At 44.1% G+C, this 25,984-nt stretch carries 19 protein-coding genes; 7 read left to right on the top strand and 12 right to left on the bottom strand.

The annotated features are described in order from the left end of the window. Positions 1-111: 111 nt before the first annotated feature. Entirely contained in the window at positions 112-450 is a 339-nt protein-coding gene (locus RM049_RS19695; protein ID WP_322705347.1) for a carbon dioxide-concentrating mechanism protein CcmK, read from the top strand. Positions 451-455: 5 nt separating this feature from the next. Here RM049_RS19695 and RM049_RS19690 read toward each other — a convergent pair whose 3' ends face one another. The 5 genes from RM049_RS19690 to ffh form a co-directional block, all read right to left on the bottom strand. Continuing rightward, complete coding sequence (locus tag RM049_RS19690) at positions 456-860, bottom strand: ChuX/HutX family heme-like substrate-binding protein (RefSeq protein WP_322683193.1); 405 nt, start codon at positions 858-860, stop codon at positions 456-458. 277 nt (positions 861-1,137) lie between these two features. Then, positions 1,138-2,091: a PhoH family protein gene (locus RM049_RS19685; RefSeq protein ID WP_322672512.1), complete on the bottom strand. Its 954-nt coding sequence runs from the start codon at positions 2,089-2,091 to the stop codon at positions 1,138-1,140. 349 nt (positions 2,092-2,440) lie between these two features. Next, positions 2,441-2,872 (bottom strand): KH domain-containing protein, encoded by a 432-nt coding sequence (locus RM049_RS19680; RefSeq protein ID WP_322672513.1) that lies wholly within the window; start codon positions 2,870-2,872, stop codon positions 2,441-2,443. Next, a complete protein-coding gene (rpsP, locus tag RM049_RS19675; protein ID WP_322672514.1) occupies positions 2,835-3,095 on the bottom strand; it encodes a 30S ribosomal protein S16 in 261 nt (86 codons plus the stop codon). The genes RM049_RS19680 and rpsP overlap by 38 nt, the downstream gene beginning before the upstream one ends. Positions 3,096-3,506: 411 nt before the next feature. After that, positions 3,507-4,973, bottom strand: coding sequence for a signal recognition particle protein (gene ffh, locus RM049_RS19670; protein WP_322705346.1), 1,467 nt, complete (start codon positions 4,971-4,973; stop codon positions 3,507-3,509). A 226-nt stretch (positions 4,974-5,199) separates the two neighbouring features. Between ffh and RM049_RS19665 the strand changes: the two genes are divergently transcribed. Next, on the top strand, positions 5,200-5,880 hold the full coding sequence (locus RM049_RS19665; RefSeq protein WP_322705345.1) for a DsbA family protein: 681 nt from the start codon (positions 5,200-5,202) through the stop codon (positions 5,878-5,880). 195 nt (positions 5,881-6,075) lie between these two features. Here RM049_RS19665 and RM049_RS19660 read toward each other — a convergent pair whose 3' ends face one another. From RM049_RS19660 to metH, 5 genes are all read right to left on the bottom strand, one after another. After that, positions 6,076-9,246, bottom strand: a complete 3,171-nt coding sequence (locus RM049_RS19660) for a GAF domain-containing protein (RefSeq protein WP_322705344.1) — start codon at positions 9,244-9,246, stop codon at positions 6,076-6,078. Positions 9,247-9,885: 639 nt separating this feature from the next. Next, entirely contained in the window at positions 9,886-10,122 is a 237-nt protein-coding gene (rpmB, locus tag RM049_RS19655; protein WP_322680645.1) for a 50S ribosomal protein L28, read from the bottom strand. Between the two features lie 187 nt (positions 10,123-10,309). Continuing rightward, positions 10,310-12,298 carry a molecular chaperone HtpG gene (gene htpG / locus RM049_RS19650; RefSeq protein ID WP_322705343.1) on the bottom strand — a complete coding sequence of 663 codons (1,989 nt, stop codon included), beginning with the start codon at positions 12,296-12,298 and terminating at the stop codon, positions 10,310-10,312. Positions 12,299-12,518: 220 nt separating this feature from the next. Beyond that, positions 12,519-13,160 (bottom strand): class I SAM-dependent methyltransferase, encoded by a 642-nt coding sequence (locus RM049_RS19645; RefSeq protein ID WP_322705342.1) that lies wholly within the window; start codon positions 13,158-13,160, stop codon positions 12,519-12,521. A 386-nt stretch (positions 13,161-13,546) separates the two neighbouring features. Next, complete coding sequence (gene metH / locus RM049_RS19640; protein ID WP_322705341.1) at positions 13,547-17,074, bottom strand: methionine synthase; 3,528 nt, start codon at positions 17,072-17,074, stop codon at positions 13,547-13,549. Between the two features lie 601 nt (positions 17,075-17,675). Here metH and RM049_RS19635 point away from each other — a divergent pair. The 4 genes from RM049_RS19635 (at position 17,676) to RM049_RS19620 (ending at position 21,815) form a co-directional block, all read left to right on the top strand. Next, positions 17,676-18,305, top strand: coding sequence for a DUF4126 domain-containing protein (locus tag RM049_RS19635; RefSeq protein ID WP_322705340.1), 630 nt, complete (start codon positions 17,676-17,678; stop codon positions 18,303-18,305). A 661-nt stretch (positions 18,306-18,966) separates the two neighbouring features. Further along, positions 18,967-19,101 carry a hypothetical protein gene (locus tag RM049_RS19630; protein WP_322705339.1) on the top strand — a complete coding sequence of 45 codons (135 nt, stop codon included), beginning with the start codon at positions 18,967-18,969 and terminating at the stop codon, positions 19,099-19,101. 224 nt (positions 19,102-19,325) lie between these two features. Beyond that, positions 19,326-20,204, top strand: a complete 879-nt coding sequence (locus RM049_RS19625; RefSeq protein ID WP_322705338.1) for a peptidoglycan recognition family protein — start codon at positions 19,326-19,328, stop codon at positions 20,202-20,204. A 354-nt stretch (positions 20,205-20,558) separates the two neighbouring features. Then, positions 20,559-21,815 (top strand): FAD-dependent hydroxylase, encoded by a 1,257-nt coding sequence (locus RM049_RS19620; RefSeq protein ID WP_322672523.1) that lies wholly within the window; start codon positions 20,559-20,561, stop codon positions 21,813-21,815. Positions 21,816-21,849: 34 nt separating this feature from the next. Here the strand turns inward: RM049_RS19620 and RM049_RS19615 are convergent, their stop codons facing one another. After that, positions 21,850-23,373 (bottom strand): site-2 protease family protein, encoded by a 1,524-nt coding sequence (locus RM049_RS19615; protein WP_322683201.1) that lies wholly within the window; start codon positions 23,371-23,373, stop codon positions 21,850-21,852. Positions 23,374-23,567: 194 nt separating this feature from the next. Between RM049_RS19615 and RM049_RS19610 the strand changes: the two genes are divergently transcribed. Beyond that, positions 23,568-24,299 carry an MBL fold metallo-hydrolase gene (locus tag RM049_RS19610; RefSeq protein ID WP_322705337.1) on the top strand — a complete coding sequence of 244 codons (732 nt, stop codon included), beginning with the start codon at positions 23,568-23,570 and terminating at the stop codon, positions 24,297-24,299. Positions 24,300-24,558: 259 nt separating this feature from the next. On the opposite strand, the gene RM049_RS19605 is transcribed toward RM049_RS19610, so the two are convergent. Then, a complete protein-coding gene (locus RM049_RS19605) occupies positions 24,559-25,746 on the bottom strand; it encodes an RNA-guided endonuclease TnpB family protein (RefSeq protein WP_322705336.1) in 1,188 nt (395 codons plus the stop codon). Positions 25,747-25,984: the final 238 nt, after the last annotated feature.

Here is a 25,984-nt window from a genome sequence, read left to right as displayed (position 1 = left end):
GTTTTGTATTTAATGGTTATTGTTTACCGATTAAAAATTAAGTAATTTTCTGTAATAAATTAAAACTTTGTAGTGAGATAATTAGCCCTATCCCAAATTTATAGTGATAGCATGACATTGGCATTAGGTATGATTGAAGTTTATGGCGTTCCCACAGCAGTGGAAGTGGGAGATGCCATGTGTAAAGCTGCCCGTGTAACCCTTGTTGGTTATGAAAACACTGATTTGGGACGAATTACTGTCTTAATTCGAGGAGCTATAGGCGAGGTGAATGTAGCAGTGACAGCAGGATTAAAGGCGGTGCTGCGAGTTGACGGTGGCGAGGTACTTTCTAATCACATTATTCCCCGTCCCCACGAAAATTTAGAATATATTTTACCGATTCATCGCAGCGTTAATATCGAGCAGTTCAGTGCAGATATCCGATTTCCTCCACCCCTATCAGTTTAGCTGTATTAAATTTCTGCTGGTAAAGGTTGCCAAACTTCCCCATACTTCTCTTTTAAAGTTTCCCAAGCTTCCACTTGTCCTAGTTCATATTCTCCTGGTTTACCCCATTGTAAAAATAAGCTTAAAGCAGACTCCTGTTTATCATCTAAAAACCGAATGGCATAGGTTGTAAAGTTACCTCTTTTCGCTTCACCTGTTTCAAATTTAACCTGAATAATTCTGTCCATATTCAAATGAAATTCAAAGCCTTCGGTGTGCATATTTGCATACTTACCCTTTGGTAATTCTGCATAAAATAGCTTTTCAATCTTGCCCCGTGCTTCTAATACAGCCGCGCTGCTAGTAACAATTAAACGCAAAGTTCCAAGAGTCTCACAAGCTTCTAAAAAGTCTTTTAATGTTGTGGTCATTTGTCATTTGTCCTTTGTCATTTGTCGTTGGTTAAACGATGATTCATAGTACCAATTCAATTAATGATTGCAACATATCCTTGGGTAAAGACGCGACGCCAGTCGCTACAACGGGGAGGCAGCGCGGTCTTGGGGGTTCCCCCCATGAGCGACTGCCGTGGGAACCCCCGCAACGCGCTGGCTCATGAATCGCGTCTCTACAAATGGTTTATTTGTCGCATTCTTTTTTCAAATTGGTATAACTAATGCCCAATGCCCCATGCCCCATTCTCAATCTCTATTTTTCGTATTGTTCATAAGCCGCAACAATGCGCTGAACTAGCGGATGGCGCACGACATCTTTTTGAGAAAATTCGCAAAAAGCAATACCTTCAACGTGTTTTAAAATTTGTAAAGCTACTCCTAAACCCGATTGTTGGTGAAGTGGTAAATCAGTTTGTGTCATATCGCCTGTAATCACCATCCGCGAACGGAAACCCAAACGAGTTAAAACCATTTTCATTTGAGCAGGTGTAGTATTTTGCGCTTCATCTACAATTACAAAAGCGTTATTAAGGGTGCGTCCCCGCATATAAGCCAGTGGTGCGACTTCAATTACACCGCGTTCCATTAAACTGGGTACTTTTTCTGGATCGATAAATTCATAAATAGCATCGTAAAGTGGACGAAGATAGGGATTAACTTTCTGCTGTAAGTCTCCAGGCAAAAAACCGAGCTTTTCACCAGCTTCGACAGCAGGGCGAGTTAAAATTAGCTTTTCAAATTGGTTGGCAAGGAGTGCTTGGACGGCGACAACAACAGCGAGATAAGTCTTGCCAGTACCAGCAGGGCCAATTCCAAAGGTAAGATCGCGTTTGCGGAGTGCGTCGATATATTGACGCTGGCGGAAGGTTTTGGCACGGACTTCTTCACCCCGGCGACTTTTGGCGAGGACATTTCGCTGTAAATCTTGTAGTTCCCCTTGCCGATCGCTATCTATGGCTTGACGGGCTGTTAAAATATCCGCACTGGAAATAGTATTGCCTTTAATCCAGAGGTCTTCAAGCGATCGCACTAATCGAGAAGCCAAATCAATTTGCTTTTCAGTACCAGAAATTACTAATTCCTGTCCGCGTAGCACTAAAGTGGCTCCTGTTTGCTGAGATAAGATTTTGAGATTTTCTTCTCCATCTCCAGCTAGAGCGATCGCACTGGTAATATTCGGCAGCTGAATTGTTAAGGCACCTGCCATAGTATTTCTTAATTGGTGAGGATCTGTATTTGACAAAGGTTAATTTTTCTCGCTAACGGCGAATTTATACTTTTATTACCTACATTTTGAAAAATATTTGCAACAAATTAATCATCCATAGGGGCGTACAGCTTGCCCTCATCCCCTAACCCCTTCTCCCAATATGGGAGAAAGGGAACTGGAGAATTTACTCCCTCCCAACATGGTAGAGGGGCTGGGGGTGAGGGCATAGCCCCTACTGGTGAAGAGTTCAAAAAAAGATTTAAAAATCTTTTTGTTACTTTCCATCTTTATAAAAATTCTGAGCGGAGGTAACAACAACCGCTCAGATTTACTCTCTAGTTTCAACCTAACGGAGGCGCGGTTTAACAATGGGTTTAGGCCCATCATTTCGCGGTTCTCTCTTAATCGGCGGTGGCGATCGATCTTCAGTGTCTTCATCAAAAGACATACCCTCCCGGCCCGGAGTGGTGCTGCCGTAGATATCCAGGTATGTTGATTGCCCAGCTGCGGCTGCGGCTGCGGCAATTACTGTACGAATTGCCTGAATATTGCGTCCCCCTCGACCAAACACTTTTCCTTTATCTGTGCTTTCAAAGGCGATGCGAACCCAAACCCGGTTGAGGGCCTGAGAAATTTCACAATCGACGCTTAATGTTTCTGGAGATTCCAAAAACGGCTGTACCAAAAACCGAACCAGCTCAACATAGTTGGGGCTAGCTGTTGGGAGTTTTGTTCCGAAATTATGATGCGGCTGTTGCACTGACCTGCTCAAAAACATTAGCTTTTACTAGAATGCGACGAACGGTATCAGTGGGTTGAGCGCCTTGTTGTAGTCGCTTGACGATACCGGGAACGTCTAGTCGCACTTCATCAGTTCTGGGGTTATAATAACCCAATTCTTCTAAGGGACGGCCATCGCGGCGAGCGAGGTTGTTAATGGCGACAATGCGGTAACTTGCTTCCCGCTTTTTACCGAATCGTTTCAAGCGCAGTTTGATCATGGTTGAAGAATCATTCTCCTGTAGTTAGATATTAATTAGCAACTAATTGGTGAGGAAGTAACCTAAATCTGGCTGCTGCCGATAAATTAAGGGTTAGTTTCCTCTGCTAATAAATTCTGAGGTCGAAATGCTAATTTTAGCACTGCCTAGCATTTGCTGCTATTTGTCATTAGTGATTTGTCCTTTGTCATTGGTCATTAGCGAATGGCACAATTGTAAAGCTATAAGCTTTACCCTAACGGGTTAAGAGCCTGGAGGCGGAGCCTCCAGTGGCTTGACCAGAGGCAGAGCCTCTTGGAATACATTCCCAGTCTTCAGACTGGGAACGAGGTGACACAAGCCTTTCGCCTTTTCGTTAGTGCCATTCGGTCATTAGCAAATTACCAATGCCCAATGCCCCATGCCTAATGACTAAAGATTGCCAAAGCCTTTTTTCTTTTTATCTTTGGGTTTTTTCTTTTTTGTGGCTGAGGCACCATCATAACCTCGCCATCCTGGGGCTGCGGGACGATTACCAGCACCGGCGAAGGCGTTGCCCATACCGCCGCCACCGCCGAACATTCCCGGCATTCCAGGGAAGCCACCTTGACCCATTTGCTGCATGAGCGATCGCATTTTTTGGAAATCACCCACCAGTTTGCTGACATCTGACTCTCTATAGCCTGAGCCAGCAGCAATCCGCCGCCGCCGACTGGGAGAACTGGCTAATAAATCGGGGTCGTGGCGTTCTTGGCGAGTCATGGAGTTAATCATCGCCTCACAGCGCTTTAACTGGGTTTCTCCCTGTTTGAGTTGATCGTCTGAAAGCTTGTTCATCCCTGGGATCATCTTGATCAAGCCTCCCAGAGAACCCATGTTCTTTAGCATCCGCAGCTGCTTGAGAAAGTCAGTAAAGTCAAACTTTGCTGACAAAATTTTCTCCTGCATTTTCTCAGCATCAGCTAAGTCAAACTCTTCCTGGGCTTTTTCTACCAAAGTTAGCACATCGCCCATTCCCAAAATTCGGGATGCCATGCGATCGGGATAAAACGGTTGCAGTGCCTCGACTTTCTCACCCACGCCCACAAATTTAATCGGCGCTCCCGAAATCTTTCGCACCGAAAGCGCAGCACCACCACGGCTATCACCATCTAACTTGGTGAGAATTGCCCCAGTAATTCCAATCTGTTCGTGGAAGGTGCGGGTAAGATTGGCGGCCTCTTGACCAGTCATTGCGTCCACCACCAACAGAGTTTCATGGGGTTGGACTGTTGCTTTGATGCGGGCTAATTCCGCCATCATATCTTCGTCAATTTGCAGGCGTCCAGCAGTATCAATAATTACTGTGTTGACACCTTCTGCTCTGGCGCGTTCTACACCTTGCCTTGCGATTTCTACGGGATCGGCGTCGCTTCCTAGTTCAAATACTGGTACGTCAATTTGCTTACCCAACGTCACCAACTGGTCGATCGCTGCTGGGCGATATACGTCTGTCGCCACCAACAAGCAGCTACGCTCTAATTTTCTCAGATGTAAGGCTAACTTAGCGGTAGCTGTGGTTTTACCAGTACCTTGCAACCCAGCCATCAGAATAATAGTAGGCTGTGCCTGGGCTTCTGCGATGGGAACATTTTCTTCTCCCATCACCTGCACCAGTTCATCATGAACAATTTTGATGAACTGTTGGTCAGGTCGCACGCCACTAATTACCTCGGCTCCCTGTGCCTTGGCTTCGACTTCGCTAATAAAATCTTTTACTACCTGGAGATTGACATCTGCTTCCAACAGGGCGCGGCGCACTTCGCGCAATGCATCTTGAATGTTGGATTGAGAAATTTTGTCCTGTCCCCGCAGTTTTTTCCAGGCGGATTCTAAACGGTCAGATAATGCATCAAACATAATGTAATTACAGGTAGTTCGCCAATGGGGAATTCTAAACCGCCGATGAATGCGATCGCGAATTTCCGCTAAAGTTTTAACGTGCTATCTACCAGCTTAGTATTTTTCACCGCGACTGTAGCAATCAGATACGGATTGGGGATTGGGGACTCTGATGATTGAATATTGCCTACTGCTGCGATCGCTAGTTCGTAATATTATCAGTTAGGTAGCTACGGTAGCCAAGATGTCGCAGCGAATCAAAGTATACTCATACTCGATTTACCACTCGTCAAATTCATATATTGGTATCGCTCTTGCTGAAAAAGCATTGCAGGGTTTACCTGTTGATATTGAACGACGACCAATTTACATACCAAAGGAGCGAGGTATAAAGATAGTTGATTTACAAGGGCGAAGTGAAAACGCCCTGTTATCGTCGTATCACAAAGAAGATTGTCTGCGGTGGGCGAAAAAGTACGGCATTGAAATTCGGCTAAAAGAATTTGAAGAATTTGGTAGGTGGGTCAAGCGCTGGGAGAAAATGAAATTTGGTCGCGAAGAACTTCCCGCGAGAGCATATTACGCTGCTTGTGGAACTGGGAAGGAGCATCTGCTGGATGCCGCCTTCTTTCGAGCGACGTACATTGACCAACTTGATGTCAACGATGAGTCTGTGATTAAGAAAGTCGCAGATGATGTTGGGTTGAATGGCGATCGCATTCTTGAGTTAATCTACGGGGAAGCAGCAAAACTTGCAGCAGTTGCGGCTTTGGCAGAATACGAACAGTTTGGCTGTCCCGGAGTCCCAACTTGGGTAGTCGAAGGTGAGAGGTTTTGGGGAAAGGATCGTGTTGATTGGGTAACAGAAAAGGTAAAACAATTATGTAATACTGCTGTTACCAAAACAATAGTGAGTGCTGAGTGATAATTTTTCAGGTGAGTTGGAAAAATCATCACTTTGCTTCTTTGTCTATTCCTGGTCTAACTCCTTGACCTGATACCAATTTTATATGAGGCTACACATTATTTTGACCCCTCCCAACCTCCCCTTGGTAAGGGGAGGTGCCGCAGGCGGTGGGGTTCTTTCTATGCGCCTTCATAAAGAATTGCTATTAGCTAGTTATTTTTTAGTTGTTACCTGACGAATCGGCAACTCAATCACAAAGTCTGTACCTTTGCCAAGCTCAGATTGGCAGTATATTTTACCGTTGTGTTTTTCTGTAACTATCTGATAGCTGATAGACAGTCCCAAACCTGTACCTTTACCGACAACCTTAGTAGTAAAAAATGGATCGAACAGTCGAGAAAGGACTTTTTCATCTATGCCGAGTCCGTTGTCGGCGATGCGAATGACAATCCAATCTTTATTGAGCAGGGAGGTAGAAATTCGGATTTTGCAGGGGTTTTTTGCCAGTGCTTCAGAAGATTCCTTTGTGGTTCGTTCTTCTAGAGCATCAATGGCATTGGACAGCAAATTCATAAATACCTGATTCAACTGACCGGGATAGCATTCTATTAGAGGTAAAGTACCATAATCTTTGCTCACATGAATGGTGAGGCTATCAGCTGAAGGCTTCAAACGGTTTTGTAAAATCATTAATGTACTGTCGATGCCTTCGTGAATATTTGCTGGTTTGAAGTCAGCTTCGTCTAGGCGCGAGAAGTTCCGCAAAGATGTGACAATTTCCCGAATGCGTTCAGTGCCGACCTGCATGGACTGGAATAATTGAGGTAAATCTTCGACCAAATACGCTATTTCGGCTTTTTTGAAGAACTCTTGGATTTCTGGTGCGGCATCAGGATAATGATGCCAATAAAGTTGCACATAGCGAAGCAATTCTTGCGTGTATTGATGAGCGTGTTCTAAGTTGCCGTGGATAAAATTAATCGGGTTATTAATTTCATGGGCAACTCCCGCCACCAATTGCCCCAAACTGGCCATTTTTTCAGCGTGGATAATTTGCATTTGGGCAGTACGCAGTTCATTCAGTGCTTGGGCGAGTTGATTCGCTTCTTCACGAGTTTGACCCAGCAAACTGGATTGTTGAAATAAGTTGGCTTGACGCAGCGCTACACTGAGTTGAGCCGCCACTTGGGTGACAAATTCCAATTCCGCTTCTTCCCAATGACGTGTATGGGTGCATTGGTGAATGCACAATAACCCCCACAGTTCATCCCCTTCCATCAATGGCACAATAATCTGTGCTTTGACTTGGAATCGCTCAATCACATCCAGATGAGGTACTTTCGAGCCAACGCTGTTGACATCAGATATTACTTGCACTTGCCCTTGGCGATATTGCGGTGCATATTGATCGCCGAAGCAATAGTCTTGCACCTTCACGGCGAGGGCAGAATCGAACTTGGGTAAGACATCCTCAGCAATAAATTCACCGCTACAGAAACCAACATTCGGATCGAAGCGGAAAATGCCAACTCGATCTGTATTTAGCGATCGCCGCACTTCCTGTACTGTAGTCTTAAGGATCGTCTCCAAATCCAAAGATTCCCGAATTTTGACGACCAAATCAAATAAAATCCGGCGCTGTTCAGCCGATTGTTGCAGTTCATCAGCGCGAGTTTGAATTTGAGTCACCATTTGAGAACTTTGCAGTGCCACTCCCAGTTGGCTAGCAACCTGTCCCAAAAATTCCACTTCCACACTATCCCACTGGCGCGGTGCGGAATGTTGATAGGCAGCCAGCAATCCCCACAAATTCCGTCCTACAAAAATTGGGGTTAACGCATAAGCGCGAATCTTGAACTGCTCCAAAATCTCTAGGTGACAGCGCGAGTGTCCAGCTTGATAAATATCCTCTACAGCAAAATTTTCGTTGTTGCGGTAGCGTCCGCCTTTGGTTTCTTGAAGGTGGGTATCTTCCCAAACGAGATTTTTGCCAAAGGGATTAATACTGTCCCACTGTGCCTCAACCATACCAAAATTACTGACGAATTCGCCACTCCAGTCTGGATTAAAGCGATAAACGCCAACCCGCTCAACTCGCAGCAGTTTACATACTTCTTGGCAAGTAGTTTTTAGAATTAAATCAATATTTAAAGAGGAGCGAATTTTCCCAACCACTTCAGTTAATGCTCGTTGCCTTGCGATCGCATCTTGTAGGGCAGAAGCCTGTTGTTTTGACTGAGCCAAATTCTCGGCTTGCTGAATCGCGACTCCCAATTGTGCCCCTACCTGTCCGAGGAACTCCACTTCGTAATTTGCCCATTGACGCGACCCAGAGTGTTGATATGCTGCTATCAATCCCCACAGTTTTGGGCCGATGAAGATGGGCGCTAAGGTATATGCCCGAATCTTAAATTGCTCCAGAATATCAATGTGACAACGCGAGTGTCCGGCTTGGTAGATGTCGTTGACAACAAAACTTTCGTTATTGCGGTAGCGTCCACCTTTCGTTTCTTGGAGGTGGGTATCTTGCCAAACGAGATTTCTGCCAAAGGGATTGATTCTATCCCACTGCGCCTCTACCATGCCGAATTGGCTGACAAATTCGCCGCTCCAATCTTCATTAAAGCGATAAATTGCTGCCCGCTCTAACTTCAGGAGTTTGCAGAGTTCTTGACAGGCAGTATCTAGAATAATTTCAGTATTTACAGAGGAGCGAATATTTCCTACCACTTCCGTCAACGCACGTTGGCGTGCGATCGCATCTTGCAGTTCTGCTGTGCGTTGTTTGGTTTGTTCTAGGGTTTCTGTCTGCTGCATTGCTACACCAAGATGGCTGGCAGCTTGGGCGAAGAATTCGACTTCGTGAGGATACCATTGCCGAGGAGCGGAGTGTTGATAAGCTGCAAGCATTCCCCACAATTTTGCACCAATAAAAATCGGTGCGATCGCATACGCCCGAATCTGAAACTGTTCTAATACTTCAATATGACAACGAGCGTGCCCTGCATCGTAAATATCAGCTACAGCAAACGGCTCATTTTTGCGATATCGCCCTCCCTGAGTTTCTTGCAAATGTGAATCTTCCCAAACTAAATCCTGTCCAAAGGCGGTCAATGCATCCCAAGGATGTTCTGCAAAGCCCAAGCGATCGATAAAACTACCGCTCCAATCTTCATTGAAGCGGTAGATTGCAACTCGCTCAATCTTCAATTGCCGACAAATATCTTGACAAGAAGTCGAACAGAGAGATTCTATATTTACAGATGCACGAATCTTAGCCAGAATCCTCGCCAATATTTTTTGATATTGAACCGTTAGCTGTAGCTGTTTGTGACACTCTTGCAGGCCTAAGTGATTCGACGTTTCATAACTGTTCGCTGTCATAAATTATAAATAAAATAGACTACCTACTTTAAGTATTCCCTTGTTTATTTGTAATTGCTCAACTAGTCTTAGTTAGTGGAGAGTCTTGATTACTTGTAGTTTGCTCTGCGGTTTTTAGTTTCTGGATTTTCTTTCATAGCTTTACTATCAAGGCTTCTTTTGCCTCCTTTGATAGTTGTTTGAGGTCGGGCAGTTTTTCTATTTATTCAGTTAATCTCTATCTCGGTCTCTTGTTAAGAGTGTTGAGCAATTACAAAATCAATTCATAATTAATTTTGGGTATAGAGCGGTCTAACTTCAATTATGAAAAATAGAAAACTGGTAAGTATTTTTATTCAGAGACACCGGGATTTATCCGTAGTGTAAAAATTACATAAAGAACTCATATTTGATTGCGTGAAAAAACTCAGTATAATTCAAAGAGTCTTTTTGGTCTTGCCTCTTGCCTGCAAAACCAAGTTAGTTCTCCAAATCAAAATGGATTCCTATATTTCTCTCTTACTGCCAACAGAATTCAAAATATAGAGAGCCTGCTACTCAAGGTGTAATAAACACTAGGGGCACACAGCTAGCTGTGCGCCCCTACAAATCACCTATATTCCAACTTACAAAAGTTTCAGGTTATGAAATCCAGATTACTTAGTAATGATTTAGGTTAATGCCAGCTTCTTTTGCCATTGCTTCTAACCCATTAATTTGTAGGGTTTTAATTGCTTTGGTAGACAACTTTAATCTTACCCAGCGATTTCCGCCTTCCCACCAAACCCGCTTGTCTTGCAGATTAGCGTGCTGAAGGCGTTTAGTACGGCGGTGAGAGTGGGAAACAGAAAAAGCGTTATTTGCCTTCTTACCAGTTAGTTCACAGCGACGGGACATAGCTACTATCTCCAGATTGTTATTTTAATACAGCCTTTCCATTTTAGGTCTTAGGCAGCAGAAGTGGGGAGATGAGGAGGGGGAGGAGGGGGAGCAGGGGGAGCAGGGGAGGCAGGGGAGCAGGGGAAGAATAACTATTAGTTATTGAACCAATGCCCAATGCCCAATGCCCAATGCCCACTCACCACTACTTACTCGCTTGTTCCGTCAGCTTGGTGAGTACCTCATTCGATCGCTCGACGAAGGATTTCATTCCCTCAGCGTCAAATCCTTTCTGAGACATCAGCGCTAAATCGTAAACGTGTTGACAAATCAAGTTGACTAACTGATCTGTAGACGATTCACCGTTACCTTGAATGATACTACCTTGGTTAATATTTGCCAGATTTTGAATTAGCGGGTGAGCAGTATTCACCAGCAAAATGTGGTCTTCGGGAAACTCTGCTGACTGCTGCTGCATCATGGCGTTCATTTCTCGCAGGCGGCGGAGAATTTCTGGTAAAAGCACGATCGCAGGTGGTGTACCTTGAGGATCGTCTGATTTCAAAGCTTCGGTACGGATGTTGAGTTTGGGTTTGTTGAGGGATTTCTCAAATAACTCTTTGATCGTCTCACTCCGAGTTTTGTTCGTCTTGGGATCGACAATTTCCTTATCTTTATCTTGTTCCAGCAGAGTATTATCTAAGTCTGAGTCTACCCGCGTAAACTTCACATCCTGATATTCCCGCTCTAGAAAGTTGATAAAGTGGGTGTCGATGAAGGAGTCCATAAACAGGACTTCCAAGCCTTGATTTTTGTGCAGTTCTATGTATGTAGATTGGGTTGCTTCATCGGTGCTGTAGAAAACCCGATTTTCGTTGCGTTCTTTGTTGCGTTCTAGATACTCTTTCAGCGTAGTATAGGGAGCGCTGGGAGTTGAGTTCTCTGCACTGGGTGAAGGAGTGACATCTTGCCAAGCATCCCCGTCTGAAGATTGGACTTCAACCACTGGCGTTTCAGCAGCAGGCTTTTCTGTCAGCTTGGCGGTGGTGCGGAAGACGATAATATCTTCGATTTGTTTTTTGAATTTCTCGTCGTTGAGAACGCCGAATTTTACAAAAGTGCCGAGGTCTTTCCACGCGCTAATGTATTGTTCGCGGTTATCGCGGAAAAGTTCTTTGAGGCGATCGCCTACTTTTTTGGCAATGTAGTCACCAATTCTCCGCACGGTGCGATCGCCTTGCAAAGCACTGCGCGATACGTTTAGGGGAATATCGGTACTATCAATCACACCCCGCATCGGCATCAAAAATTGCGGGATAATTTCTTCGCAGTTGTCGCTAACAAAAACTTGATTGCAAAATAGCTTGATCTGCCCTTTGGTAACATCTACATCCGGTCTCATTTTCGGGAAATACAGAATCCCGTTGATGATAAAGGGATAGTCTGTATTTAGATGTACCCATAACAAAGGTTCTTCCTGAAAAGGATACAGGTAGCGGTAAAACTCTAAATAATCTTCTTGAGTGAGATTATTCGGAGACTCTCGCCACGGTGCTTTTTGCTTATTTATTACTTCGCCATCTAGTTTAATCGGGACTGGCAAAAAGTCGCAGTAGGTCTTGACAAGATTCTTGATTCGTGCAGATTCGAGAAATTCCTCTTCTTCCCCTTGCAGGCTGAGAATAATAGTAGTACCGCGAGTTGTCCGAGAAGATTCTTCGAGAGTGAAAGCTGGCGAACCATCACAAGACCAGTGAACCGCCTGCGCTCCTTCTTGGTAAGATAAAGTATCAATTTCTACCTTTTGCGCCACCATAAAAGAAGAGTAGAAACCAAGACCGAAGTGGCCGATTATCGGTTGATCTGATTTGCCTTCATATTTATGAATAAATTCTTCAGCACTAGAGAAGGCGACTTGATTGATATATTTCTTAACTTCATCTGCGGTCATCCCGATACCGTTATCGGAAATTGATAGAGTTTTCTTATCTTTGTCAATGGCAATTTCAATTTCTGGTTCGCCGATATCTCCAGCATAATCGCCAGCGCGGGATACCATTTTTAGCTTTTGGATGGCGTCTACAGCGTTGGATACCAGTTCCCGCAAGAATATTTGGTGATCTGAATAGAGCGACTTCTTGATGATCGGGAAAATATTCTCAGTATGAATACTGATAGTGCCTTGTTCTAGCATAATTGGTAATTTTCGATGTTAGTATCTGAAACGATGATAGTAGGTAATACAACCTAGCCATCTGTTTTCCAGGATAAACCCGGAGAACATAGAAGGGTATGATACCAATTAGGATTTTAAAAGCATAGCTGAGGCGATCGCACCTTTTTTGAGCATTGTTTGCCGCCATTTTCTGATTCGGATTCCCCTACTTCCGACTCCCCACTCCCCAGATTGCTGTTTAAGTATTACTAAAATTCTTCTCCAACACCAAAAAATAATGGTATGGATAAGTGGGATCGATAAATTCTTGCTTAACAGTTAACCCAGCTTTGGCAACAGAGTTTAAAATCCGCGTTTTCGGATATCCTTTTAAACCCATTTCCCAGCAGTGTTCGTCACAGACTGGTGTTGTACTCCAGAATTTTGGCACATTGAATAGTAAATGCCTTGGTCTGCCGGAGAAAGAGGTTTTCACATGAAACGAGAGGTATTGAGTGCAATAAGGAATTGAAATCACCAAAAATTTCTTGGTTGCTTCGGCAAGTTTTCTCAATGCTTCTTCTGACTGTTCATAGGGAAAGTGTTCCAGCACTTGAAATAAGACAATCGCATCAAATTTATCTTTTGGCAATGAAAAATCTGTAGTCAAATCCAAAATTATTTCTGGTTTGAGGCTGGGGTCAATATCAGCAGTGGAGACGTTGTATCCATTATTCTTCAGGATGTCTGTTAATAGAGAATTAAAAATCCCAATTTCCAGAACGTTTTTTACCTGATTACCCAGCGAAAAAATTAGACGCAACTGGTGATGGTAACTGATAAGGCGATTTTTTGATAAATATTCTGAATTTCTAATATCTAACGAAGTGATGAGTTGCATAAATAAGCCTACCTAAGCTGAGAGATTAATAAATTTGGTGGGTATACAACTACAGGATTCCCGGAACAATCATCAAAATAACAGTACCTTGTTTCGTTTGTATACACTACATCTCCTAGAAGGCTACGGTACACACACATCTTGGTAATGAAGCCCAAACCTTGGATTTACCCCCCTTAATCCCCCCTTGTAAAGGGGGGAAATATCCGGTTCTGCTACTTACTAAGGAGAGAAATATCCAGTTCTCCCCCTTGCCAAGGGGGAGTTAGAGGGGGTGAGAAGGACTTGTATACACACCGTAGCCTAGAAGAAGAGAGGCTTTGAAGGGGGATTTTTCAGGGCAAAATATCACTAACACCAAGCGTATTACTTTAACGAGTAAGATTCTACGCGCTAAAGTATTTGGCTAACGGGTGATAGGTAATAATCGCAGTGGTAGACTGTTCTGGATAAAGTTGTTCGCTTTCATCCATATACAAGTTAATCCTGTCAGCCTGCAATAACTCCAGTTGCTTGTATTGGTCTTGGATATTTGGACAAGCTGGATACCCAAAACTATACCGCGAGCCACGATAGCGTTGTGCTAATATATCCCGAATATTATCGGGTTCCTCAGCAGCAAAACCTAACTCCCGGCGAATTCTGGCGTGTGTCCACTCAGCTACAGCTTCCGCCACCTGCACCGCCATACCGTGGAAATACAGATAATCGGTGTATTGATTGGCAGCAAACAACTTTTGAGCGAACTCTGTGGCAATTTCCCCGACAGTCACCGCTTGCATTGGGAAGACATCAATAATTCCCGACTCCTTCGGTGCAAAGAAATCTGCTATGCATAGCCGCCTTAAAGACTTTTGTCTGGGAAACTCGAAAGTTGCAATCTGTTGTGATTGACTTTCTGAGTCATATATATGTAGAGAATTCCCCTCGGCTTGACAAGGGAAATACCCGTAAATTACCTGGGGGTGTAACAGATTCTCCTCAATAATTCGCTGTTTCCAAGTTTCTAAAACTGGGTAGACTTTCTCAGCCAAGAAAGCCTGATATTCTTCCTTAGATTGTTCCTTTGGTTTGCGGAATTGCCATTGTCCAGCAATCAAAGCTTGTAAATCTAAATGCCAGAATATTTCCTCGATGGGAATATCGCTAGGCTGCAACAATTTCGTTCCCCAAAAAGGTGGGGTGGGACGTTCAATATCTACAGCCACAGCTTCGGAACGTCTCGTATCTACTACTTTTGGTTCAGCAGATGTTTCTTCAGCAGTTGTAGCTTTTGGTTCTTTGTGGCCATTTGTCGAAACTTCAGCGGTTTCGACTTCGTTCAAAAATCCTTGCAAATCTTGCCAGTTATCAGCAGCTTTTGCTGGCATTAATTTATCCATGAAGTGCAAGTCAGAAAAGGCATCTTTGCCATAAACAACTTTACCTTTATAGGTATTTTGGCAATCTTCATACACAAATTTGGGAGTCAGCGCCGCACCACCTAAAATCACGGGAACACTAATTCCCTTTTCATTGAATACCTCCAAGTTCTCTTTCATGAAGGCGGTGGATTTTACCAGCAAACCACTCATGGCTATACAATCAGCTTTGTGCTGTTCGTAAGCGTTGATGATGTTTTCTACTGGCTGCTTAATTCCCAGGTTAATCACCTTGTAGCCGTTATTGGACAAGATGATATCTACCAAGTTTTTACCAATGTCGTGGACATCGCCTTTAACTGTGGCAATGATAAAGGTTCCCTTGGCGTTGTTGCCTGATTCTGATTTTTCCATGAACGGTTCTAGAAATGCAACAGCCGCTTTCATGGTTTCGGCAGATTGCAAGACGAAGGGTAGCTGCATTTGTCCAGAACCGAATAATTCCCCGACAACTTTCATGCCATCTAGCAAGAAGGTATTGATAATTTCTAAGGGGGGATGTTCTTCTAAGGCTTTTTTTAGATGTTCTTCTAAGCCAATGCGTTCGCCGTCGATGATGTGGCGTTTGAGACGTTCTGGGATGGGGAGACTTTCATCTAAGGAGCGATCGCGTTTAGTTGTTACCCCGGCAAACGCTGTGGTAAGCTCTCCCAAGGGATCGTAAACGCAAACATTACCCTCAAATTTCCGTTCGTCATAAATCAACTGGCGACAGATTTCTTGATGGCGGGCGTCAATCTTCGATAACGGTAAAATCTTGTTAGCGCTGACAATGGCTGCATCCATTCCCGCCGTCGTCGCCTCGTGCAAAAACACTGAGTTCAGCACCATCCGCGAGGCTGGATTCAAACCAAAAGAAATATTGGAAACACCCAAAATTACATGACATCCAGGCAATCCTTCACGAATCCGCCGGATGGATTCAATTGTGGCTTTACCGTTTTCTCGGTCTTCTTCAATCCCGGTGGAAATGGGTAACGCTAGGGTATCAAAGAATATTTCTGTTGGTGGTATGCCATATTCTACAGCTTGACGGTATGCGCGTTGGGCGATCGCAAACTTTTTGTCTGCTGTCCGCGCCATTCCATCTTCATCGATAGTACCAATGACTACACCAGCACCGTATTTTTTCGCTAACTCCAGCACCTTCAAAAAGCGCGGTTCCCCGTCTTCGTAGTTGGTAGAGTTCAGCAAACACTTACCACCAGCAACCTTTAAACCCGCCTCCATCTTTTCCCATTCGGTGGAGTCAAGCATTAAAGGCAATGTCACATTATTAACAATGCGCGAAACTAATTCGTGCATATCTCGCACACCGTCACGTCCCACATAATCGACGTTGACATCGAGGATGTGTGCGCCTTCTTTGACTTGCGCCCTCGCCATTGAAACGAGTCCATCCCAATCTTCGGCGTTTAGCAAATCGCGGCATTTCTTGGAACCACTGGCGTTGAGACGTTCGCCAACTATCAAGAATGAATTATCTTGATCGTAAGGCTGAGTGGTGTAAATTGATGCTGCTGCTGGTTCTAAACTTGGTTGTCTAACTTTTGGCTTCAGGTCTTTAGCTACTTCTGCCAATTGTTGAATGTGTTCTGGACGCGTCCCACAGCAACCCCCGATCACTTGGACACCCAAATCTTCAACAAAATGCATCAATGACATCCGTAATTCTAACGGTGTCAGGCGGTAGTGCGCTTGACCGCCGACGTTCTCAGGTAAACCCGCGTTGGGTATACAGGAAACGATGAAAGGTGAATGTTCTGCCAGATACTTGATATGTGGTTTCATCAAGTCTGGGCCAGTAGCGCAGTTTAGACCGAGAATATCTATTGGGTAAGGTTCCAGAATTGTCAGCACAGCACTGATTTCTGAACCTACCAACATTGTGCCCATGCTTTCCATTGTCACAGACACCATCAATGGTCTGCGATCGCCCTTCTTAACAAACACTTCTTCAATTCCATTCAGCGCCGCTTTAATTTGCAGCACATCTTGGCAAGTTTCCACCAAAAATAAATCAACACCACCATCCCACAGCGCCTCTGCTTGTTCGGCAAAAGTAGCTTTCATGGTGTCAAAGTCAATGTGTCCCAAGGTAGGGAGTTTCGTTGTCGGGCCGATGGAACCTGCCACAAACCGGGGTTTTTCTGGCGTGGAGAATTCCGCAGCAACACGCTTGGCTAATTCTGCGGCTGTCTTGCTGAGGTAGTAGGCTTGGTCTGCCAAGTCATATTCTGCCAGCACCAGGGATGTACTACCAAAGGTATCCGTTTCAATGACATCTGCACCAGCAGCGAGAAAGTCGCGGTGAACCTTAGCCACAGCTTCCGGCTTTGTGTGGACTAAGTATTCGTTACAACCTTCATACTGTGGGCCGCCGAAGTCTTCAGCAGTGAGATTTTGGGTTTGTAAGTTGGTTCCCATCGCCCCGTCGAAAACGAGGACTGGGCTATCTGGACTACGCAGGCGTTCAAGGAAAGAATGAGTCATATTTTCCTAGAATAAATGAGGATATCAAGTGAGTCTTGTGATACTCGACTTACTTTATTATTTTCCAAGATTGTGATATTTTCGGCATCTTTTCATAAAGTCTGTTTTGCTGAAACTCACCATTGGCTCATTTTGACCTGATTTATCAAGGTTGGCGACGGCAGAATTATGCAAAAGCGTCCTCATGTCGTGTCGCTTGATTGCTTATTAAACTCGTAGAACCCCGCCTCGCCAAAGCTACGTTTTGTCTGCCCTCCTCGTAAGCCTACGGTTTACACAAAAGTCTGAAATAGCTACCCAGCTTTTACCCCACCCTAACCCTCCCCTTATAAAGGGGAGGGAACTGGATTTCTTATTTCCCCCCAATATATCGGGGGGATTAAGGGGGGTAATTTACCGAGGAACGAAACGCAACCTACATTGGAGTTATTTTTTAGGCAAAACCTACGCAGTATTGACACAGGTGGGATTTAACTGATTCTACATATAGTGAGATGAAATATTTCTGCCAAGTTTCTTATCTTGGGATCACAGCTTAGAGTTGTTACTCCGTTCAGCTCAAAGATGGAAAAAACACTAGGAGTATAACTTGAGTCTTACTATGGATTTAAATTCTTTGTTCAATCTCAATACATTTATTGAATTATTACTGGGGATTAGTTTGAGCGCGGCGGCTGGCTTTCGAGTATTTGTACCACTGCTAGCATTGAGTGTGGCTTCAGTTTTTGGACATTTAGATTTGCCAACTAACTTTGATTGGGTGGAAACACCTCAAGCTGTAATTGTCTTTGCAGTCGCTTGTTCGCTAGAAATTATCGCTTATTACATTCCTTGGTTGGATCATCTGCTGGATGTTGTTGCCACACCTGCGGCATTTATCACCGGGACAATCGTCACAGCATCCGTTGCTCCAGAGATGAATCCACTGGCGCAATGGACATTAGCTTTAGTTGCTGGTGGTGGAACCGCAGGATTAACTCAGGGATTAACGAATATATTGCGGATAAGTTCTACAGGCGTTTCCGGTGGATTAACCAATCCTGTTGTGTCAACCATTGAGCTGCTCATCGCCATCGGACTGTCTGTGCTGGCGCTAGCTTTACCAGTGTTAGCAGGAACGATCGTGATTGGTTTTCTAATAATAGCTATTCAAAGAATTTGGAATTTCTTCTTGAATAAACCGTCTTCTCAAATTAACAAAACCGTCTCTCCATCAAGAGAATTGGGATAAGTAGTTATGGATTTGTTTTATAGCTGCGACGCCGAATAGCCCGCACTTCTCTACGAGACGCTCCGCGAACGACAAGCTCAGTGACCATCGTAGACATCGCAATTATATCAATCCTAAATGAGTTGTGAAAATGCGCGATGTCCACATCCCCGACTTCTCGAACAAGTCGGGGATCTAATTTTTCACGAATGATTTAGGATCGCAATTATAAAGCGATCGTAGTTGTAGGATGTGTTACGCTTTCGCGCTAGCACACCTTTTGAACTTTGTGAATGAGTCTTTGAACTCCGTTAACGAGTCTTTTATACTCGTGAATGAGTCTTTTAGCTCCGTTAACGAGTCTTTGAACTCCGTGAATGAGTCTTTGAACTCCGTTAACGAGTCTTTTATACTCGTGAACGAGTCTTTTAGCTCCGTGAATGAGTCTTTGAACTCCGTTAACGAGTCTTTGAACTCCGTTAACGAGTCTTTGAACTCCGTTAAGGAGTAAATGTTATTGCCAAGCGATCGCCTACGACAAGTATTGTATTCTAAGCACCCTGCAAATTTAAATATTACAGCCCTTTCTACGCAGATAGAACACATTAATCTAGCCTCACTCCCCATAACCTGCGATACACTAAGCTGGTAAATATCGCTACAGAGTTGGTGAGGTTTGCTGGTGACGAACGAAGAACTGTTGCAAATTATTGACAAAGCTGCCAGGGAAAAGGCAACGCATCTATCCCTCTCTGGCAATCAATTGAGCAGCCTACCGCCACAAATCAGGCAAATCATTAAGAGCGCTACACGATGAAGACTTTCACACCCACCAATCCACTACCCACGGCATTGAAATTAAATGGCTTTTAACAGCACTATTGCAGGGATTATCAAGGTATATTTGACTAGAATTAAGGTATTATAGCGATTATTAGTTGGATACTATAAGCGGTAGGGGGTTTACAGAAGTGCGCCTCTACAACTGACACGCCAGTTTAGCTATAAATTAATATCTACGGTTTTACGGGTATTAGAAAAATGAAGTTTACAGACTGGGTGACTAGGGTGCTACTAATCTGGCTGATGTTCGCCACTTTAATTGTAGTGCTGCTAATTGGACGAGCAACAAAATTACACAACAATCCGACAACCTCCCGTGCAGCCAATCCACAGGTTACAGCTTTCAGTAAATATCCCCAAGCGCAATTTCAATCAGCGAAAGAGCCAGAGAAGAAATTTCAAAATGTTATCAAGTCCCCAGTCAAGACTAACCAGCCTGTCGCAAGATACATAACCACTCAAGCTTTTGCACAGTACAGACCTAATTATCAAGTTGTCTCAGTCGATCCAAGTAACTACGGTGAACGTTACGCCCAAGATGTTAATGGCATTCCTCTCAGCAACCAACCAATTATCGTCATCCATGAAACTGGTTATTCAGCTTCTAGCGCCATCAATTTCTTTCAAGTAGCCCATAACGATGAAAGTGTGCAAGCAAGTTACCACGCTTTAATCAAGTTAGACGGAACGGTAGTTTATCTAGTACCCCCAGACAAGCGGGCTTTTGGTGCAGCTAACTCTGTGTTTGAGACCCCACAGGGAGTGGAAACTGTGCAGACTAATCCGACTTTACCCGCGTCTGTGAATAATTTTGCTTATCACGTCTCTTTGGAAACACCGCCAGATAGTTATGACAGTAGCAGCCAACAAACCCATAGCGGCTACACGGAAGCTCAATATCATTCTCTTGCTTGGTTAATTGCTCAAAGTCAAGTTCCAGACGATCGCATCACTACGCACCATTTAGTAGACCGTTCTGGTAAAAAAGTTGACCCGATAAGTTTTGATGGTCAGAAATTTCTGAGCTTACTTAATACTTATCGTCAGATTAAACCAGTCTATCGAGTCAGCAAATAAATTATTCAATCTTGTGGGCTGGGATCTTGCCATATTTTGCCCTCAGCCCCTCTCCCAAGTTTGAGCTACGGTGTATACACAAGTCTGAAATAGTTTACTCACCTGGTTCTTCGTGTCAGTTTTACCCCACCCTAACCCTCCCCGTATGTATTGGGGAGGGAACTAAATTTCCTGTTTCCCCCCTTGATAAGGGGGGATTAAGGGGGGTAATTTGACTTGTGTATACACCGTAGCTCCCATGTTGGGAGAAGGGGTTAGGGGATGAGGGCTGTCTTTAATTTTGAATTGTTAACTTGCTCAAGAAGGCGCGATCGCGTCAAAATAAGAGTTAAGACGCTGTAATCTAACTTAACAATGACCACAACGCAGCTTGAGCAAATTTCCCCTCAATTAACACCGCCAAATGAGCGGGGATATGAATACGATCTGGTAATTGTCGGCGGTGGGATTATTGGGTTAACTCTAGCCTCTGCTTTAAAAGATTCTGGCTTGAGTGTCTTGCTAATTGAGGCGAAAGTAGCATCTGCGGCGGTAGCCAAGGGACAAGCTTATGCAGTTCACAAACTTTCGTCGCTAATTTATCAAGGAATTGGCGTTTGGGACAAAATGTTACCTCAAATAGCCAAGTATTGCCGAGTCCGTCTTTCGGATGCCGATCACCCCGATGTGGTGGAATTTACCACAGATGATATAAATACAGCAGAGTTGGGTTATGTAGCGGAACACCAAGCTTTGTTGCAGCCGTTGCAAGATTTCGTCCAAGATTGCCCCAATGTGACTTATTTGTGTCCGGCGGAAGTGGTAAATACGCAATACCAGCAGAATATAGTCGCCATTGAGATAAAAGTTGCCGATCGCCTCAAGACAGTTCGCAGCAAATTAGTTGTAGCAGCAGATGGATCGCGATCGCCAATTCGGCAAGCGGCTGGAATCAAAACTTCGGGCTGGAAATATTGGCAATCTTGCATCGTCGCCTTTGTCAAACCAGAAAAACCCCACAATAACACCGCTTACGAAAGATTTTGGTCTAGCGGGCCCTTTGCGATTTTACCTTTACCGGGGAACCGTTGCCGCATTGTCTGGACTGCCCCCCATGAAGAAGCAAAAGCTTTGTGTGCTTTAAATGACGAGCAATTTTTGGCAGAACTCAGCCGCCGCTATGGCGATCGGATGGGGAAACTGGAATTACTCGGCGATCGCTTTGTTTTTCAAGTACAACTCATGCAAAGCGATCGCTACGTTCTCCCGCGACTGGCATTAATTGGTGATGCGGCGCACAATTGCCATCCCGTCGGCGGACAAGGTTTAAATTTGGGTATTCGGGATGCCGCAGCTTTGGCGCAAGTAATTCAAGCAGCGCACAAAGCGGGTAAAGATATTGGCGATATTCAGATTCTCAAAGGTTATGAACGCTGGCGCAAGCTAGAGAATCTGACAATTTTAGGTTTCACCGATTTGTTAGATCGGATGTTCTCTAATAATTTCTTCCCCGTGGTGGTAGTTCGTCGCTTGGGTTTATGGTTCTTGCAGCGAGTACCTATATTAAAAGTATTTATGCTGAAATTGATGATTGGCTTAAAAGGGCGGACTCCAGAGTTAGCAAAACGATAAAGTTTGAGAATGCGATCGCTGATATGTTTACTTTTTAAATTTGCAAAAAGTTAGCGATCGCCTGCGGTAATGGCAGAATAATTACAATCAACAAAGCCATTGCCAGTAACCCCCAAACGTCACGTTTGTTATCCAATTCAGTGACATCATTCAGCGCAGGTTCATCAATCAACGGCATAAATAATAAGATAATCGCCCACACCAAAAATTCTTCCCGAACTAAAGAAAGTAACAGCAACAACACACGAGCGATTTGACCAATTACGATCGCAGTTCGTTGTCCAAACATTGCATGGACAATGTGACCTCCATCTAATTGTCCCACAGGCATTAAATTTAACGCTGTGACAACTAGTCCTAAAAAACCTGCTACTGCAACTGGATGCAAATCGAGGGCTGATGTTGCTGTTAACTGACTTCCCAAAGCTAACTTCGAGAGTATAGCCAGTAAAATTGAATACTTAGGATTGAGAGCATCAGGATTTAAAAGTCGGGTTTTTTCAGTCAGGGAAACTATATCAGAATGAGCCAAACCCCATATTAGTAGTGGCAAGGTGACAACAAAACCTGCAATTGGCCCAGCGATACTAATATCAAATAAAGCTTTGCGGTTGGGAATAGGACTACGCATCTGAATAAATGCGCCAAAAGTTCCCAAGAAGAAAGGCACGGGAATAAAGTAAGGCAACGTCGAGCGAATCTTGTAAAATTTAGCTGTTAAATAATGCCCAAGTTCGTGAGTGCCCAAAATAGCCATCAGTCCTAAAGCATAAGGCAATCCCTTGAATAGGACATCTGGGTTAGATAGAAGTTTGAACAAAGATCCAATTTGCCAGATAGGCGGCAGAGTAACACCAGTATTTTGCACTCCCACCAAGGTAGTAGTGATCAAAGTAGCTACTAGCAGCATCAGCGCTAATCCTGGTCGAGTTAATCGTTCCTGGTTGCGTCGTGGTGTATCTGTCTGTTTCGCAGCTTGAGTGTTGGGAACTAGGACAAAGAAAGGTTTGCCATTGAAGCCTTCTTGAAAAATCAGCAAGAAGCGATCGCCAAATTGTGCTTCAATATTAGTTTTAATCTGCTGGTAAGCGTTGCTAGCTTTAGTTCGCAACTGACCCCGGCAAATCACAGATTGTGGACGATACTCAATATTTTGAACGTAGTATACAGACCAAGGAAAACAATTTCGCAGTTGAGTTTCTTCGGCTGGTTCAATGGGACGCACTATTGGTTCTGGGATAGGCTGGATAGTCGGTTGTGATTCTGAGGCTGGGGTTTGGGCTTCGTCTGTCTGCGTATCTCTTGGTACTTGACGCCCCCATTGAAACAACACCCAGTACAAGACTGTGCAGACAAATACTGACCAGAGGATCAGCCCTGGCGGTGGAGGTTGTTTCGCTCCGTAGATTAGCGTCCATCCACTCAACAGAAATGCTGGTGTCATTAAAACCAGCCACAACAACCATACTGGTGTGCGGGTGATGCGAGCAACGCTGCGCTGCACCATTAGATAAGTAGCAAGCCCCAGCAGGAGGATAAACAGAAACCAAAATGCCATGTTCTCTTCAGTAATTTTGACAAAACGCCCCACCAGTAGCTTCAGCACCATAGCATTAACTACAAGGCAGACCTCAAATCCCAATTTTTTTTCACAACGGTTAACAGTGCTGGTTAACGCTCAAGTTGCAATTCTTGAGAATTTCCGCACTGTCATCAAATTGTCCACAACTCCTCAGTTTCGGTTCTTTGATTATGTGCCCTTTACCTCAACAGCCAAGTCATACAACTAAGCCACCACGGGCTGTCTTCCCTGACGAAGTTCTGAGCGGAGGTTCTCTGCAATCGGACTTCGCACAAGAGAGCATTTTTGCCTTTCCACCCAATCGGGACACATTAGGGGGAACCTCTTATTTTATTGTAAGAAATGAAGGCAATATCCTCATAGATTGCCCTGCACTAGAAAAAACAAATCAAGATTTTTTGGCAGCGCATGGAGGCGTGCGTTGGTTATTTGTCACCCATCGCGGTGCTATTGGCAAGACTGCTGAATTTCAGCAAGCTTTTGGCTGCGAGGTGCTGATTCAAGAGCAAGAAGCGTATTTATTACCAGGCTTAACCGTAACTACCTTTAGACAAGAATTTACTCTTGATGCAGCTATGCAAGTGATTTGGACACCAGGGCATTCTCCCGGCTCATCTTGTCTATACTACAGCGAACTTGGGGGTATATTATTTTCTGGTCGCCATTTACTCCCTAACCAGCACGGTCAAGCAGTACCATTACGGACAGCTAAAACCTTTCACTGGCCAAGGCAAATTCAGAGTCTTCGATTATTGTTAGAACGTTTTACACCAGAAACTCTCCAGTATATTTGTCCTGGAGCTAATACAGGATTTCTTAGAGGTAAGCGAGTTATAGATCGAGCTTATCAACACCTCGCCTCTCTGGATTTACCAGGTTTGCTGGGGATACAACCATTTTAGAAGTCGTATGGCTATTGAAAACCGCAAGGATGAAATTTTGTCAAGACAGCAGTTTTCATGTATTTGAACCATACCTGTCGTAGGGCACAAGGCCTTGCGCCCTACTAATCAAGATTTAGGTTGAGCGTGAGTGCAAGGCTACAACAGCTCTGTGATAGAAAATAACCGTTGTCGGTCTATTTGGTTGAAGCTTGATTTTTTCAGCGTAGAAAGCCTGTTGACATCCACCCCGCCGTGAACGGTCGGGGATTCCTAAGACTCACGACTTAGGTTTCTGTTTCTTTCCCTTACGGGTTTTTTGCAACTGCCCTTCAGCCTTAAGGCTGTCAGGTCTTATATTCGCTCCACAGACTGAAACTGCGAGTCCCGCAGCCAAAATATTCTTACTTGCGTTAATATCCCGATCGTGACGTATGCTGCATTTTGGGCAATCCCACTCTCTGATATTCAGAGGCAGTTTATCAACAATGTATCCGCAGTTCCCACAACGCTTAGAACTAGGAAACCATCGGTCAATCTTGACAAAAGTACGACCATACCAATCGCACTTATATTCAAGTTGTCTGACTAATTCAGCCCAGCTAGCATCACTAATAGAGAAAGCGAGTTTTTTATTTTTCACCATATTCTTCACAGCCAAGTCCTCAATAGCAATCGTTTGGTTTTCACGTACCAATCGAGTTGTCAACTTGTGAAGAAAATCATTTCGTGCATCACTTATTTCGGCATGGATCTTGGCTACTTTAAGGCGAACCTTATGGCGATTATTAGAACCTTTCTGCTTACGAATTAACGCTTTTTGTGCCTTACGCAATTTAGCTTTTTTTGCCTTAAACCTCTTGGGATTAGCAATCTTCTCACCTGTACTTAAGGCAACTAAACTGGTGATACCTAAATCAATGCCAATAGAGCTAGTAGATTTAGGTAATATGCAGATTTCTACATCTACTAATATTGAAACAGTCCAGCGTCCAGAGGGTGAAAGTTTTACTGTAATCGTAGATGGTTCCGCACCTTGGGGTAGTTGTCTGCTCCAACGAATAGCCAATGGTGTCGGACTTTTAGCAAGAAATATTTGCCCACCTCTAAACTTAAAAGCTGCCTTGGTAAATTCAGCATTACCCCCGTTGTGTTTTTTCTTGAAGTTCGGATATTTAGCCCGTCCTGCAAAGAAGTTGCTAAATGCTGTTTGCAAATGTCGTAAGCCCTGCTGTAATGGCACGCTGCTAACATCATTAAGAAATTGCAAGTCATCTTGCTTTTTCCAATTAGTCAGCATTGCTGAAGTTTCAATGTAACCAACTCGTTTCTGGTCTTCATACCATGCTTGTGTCCTTGCGGCGAGAGCGCGGTTATAGACTAAACGAGTACATCCCATCGTTTGCCGAAGCAAAGTCTCTTGCTCAGGTGTTGGATAGAATCGGTATTTGAAAGCTTTTTGTGTCATTCTTACATTATATTCGATATTCTGTAAGAACAAAAATTAATTAAAGCACTGACCGTAAACGGCGGGGTTTTAAACCCATTTTTCTGATAATAATATTGATACCGCTCTGGTTCCGCTTCTGGATCGGTTTATTGCCAGAGTTCCAAAAAGTGACGATAGCGTTTTTCAAGCATCACTAAATCCATACAAGCGATCGCAGCTTGAACCACTTGCGGAATAAGCAACTAGCAAATGATTT

The organism is Nostoc sp. DedQUE04, assembly GCF_034530995.1.
GTDB lineage: Bacteria > Cyanobacteriota > Cyanobacteriia > Cyanobacteriales > Nostocaceae > Nostoc.
Note: the sequence above shows the minus strand (reverse complement) of the source record. Positions and strands in the feature narration are given on the sequence as shown.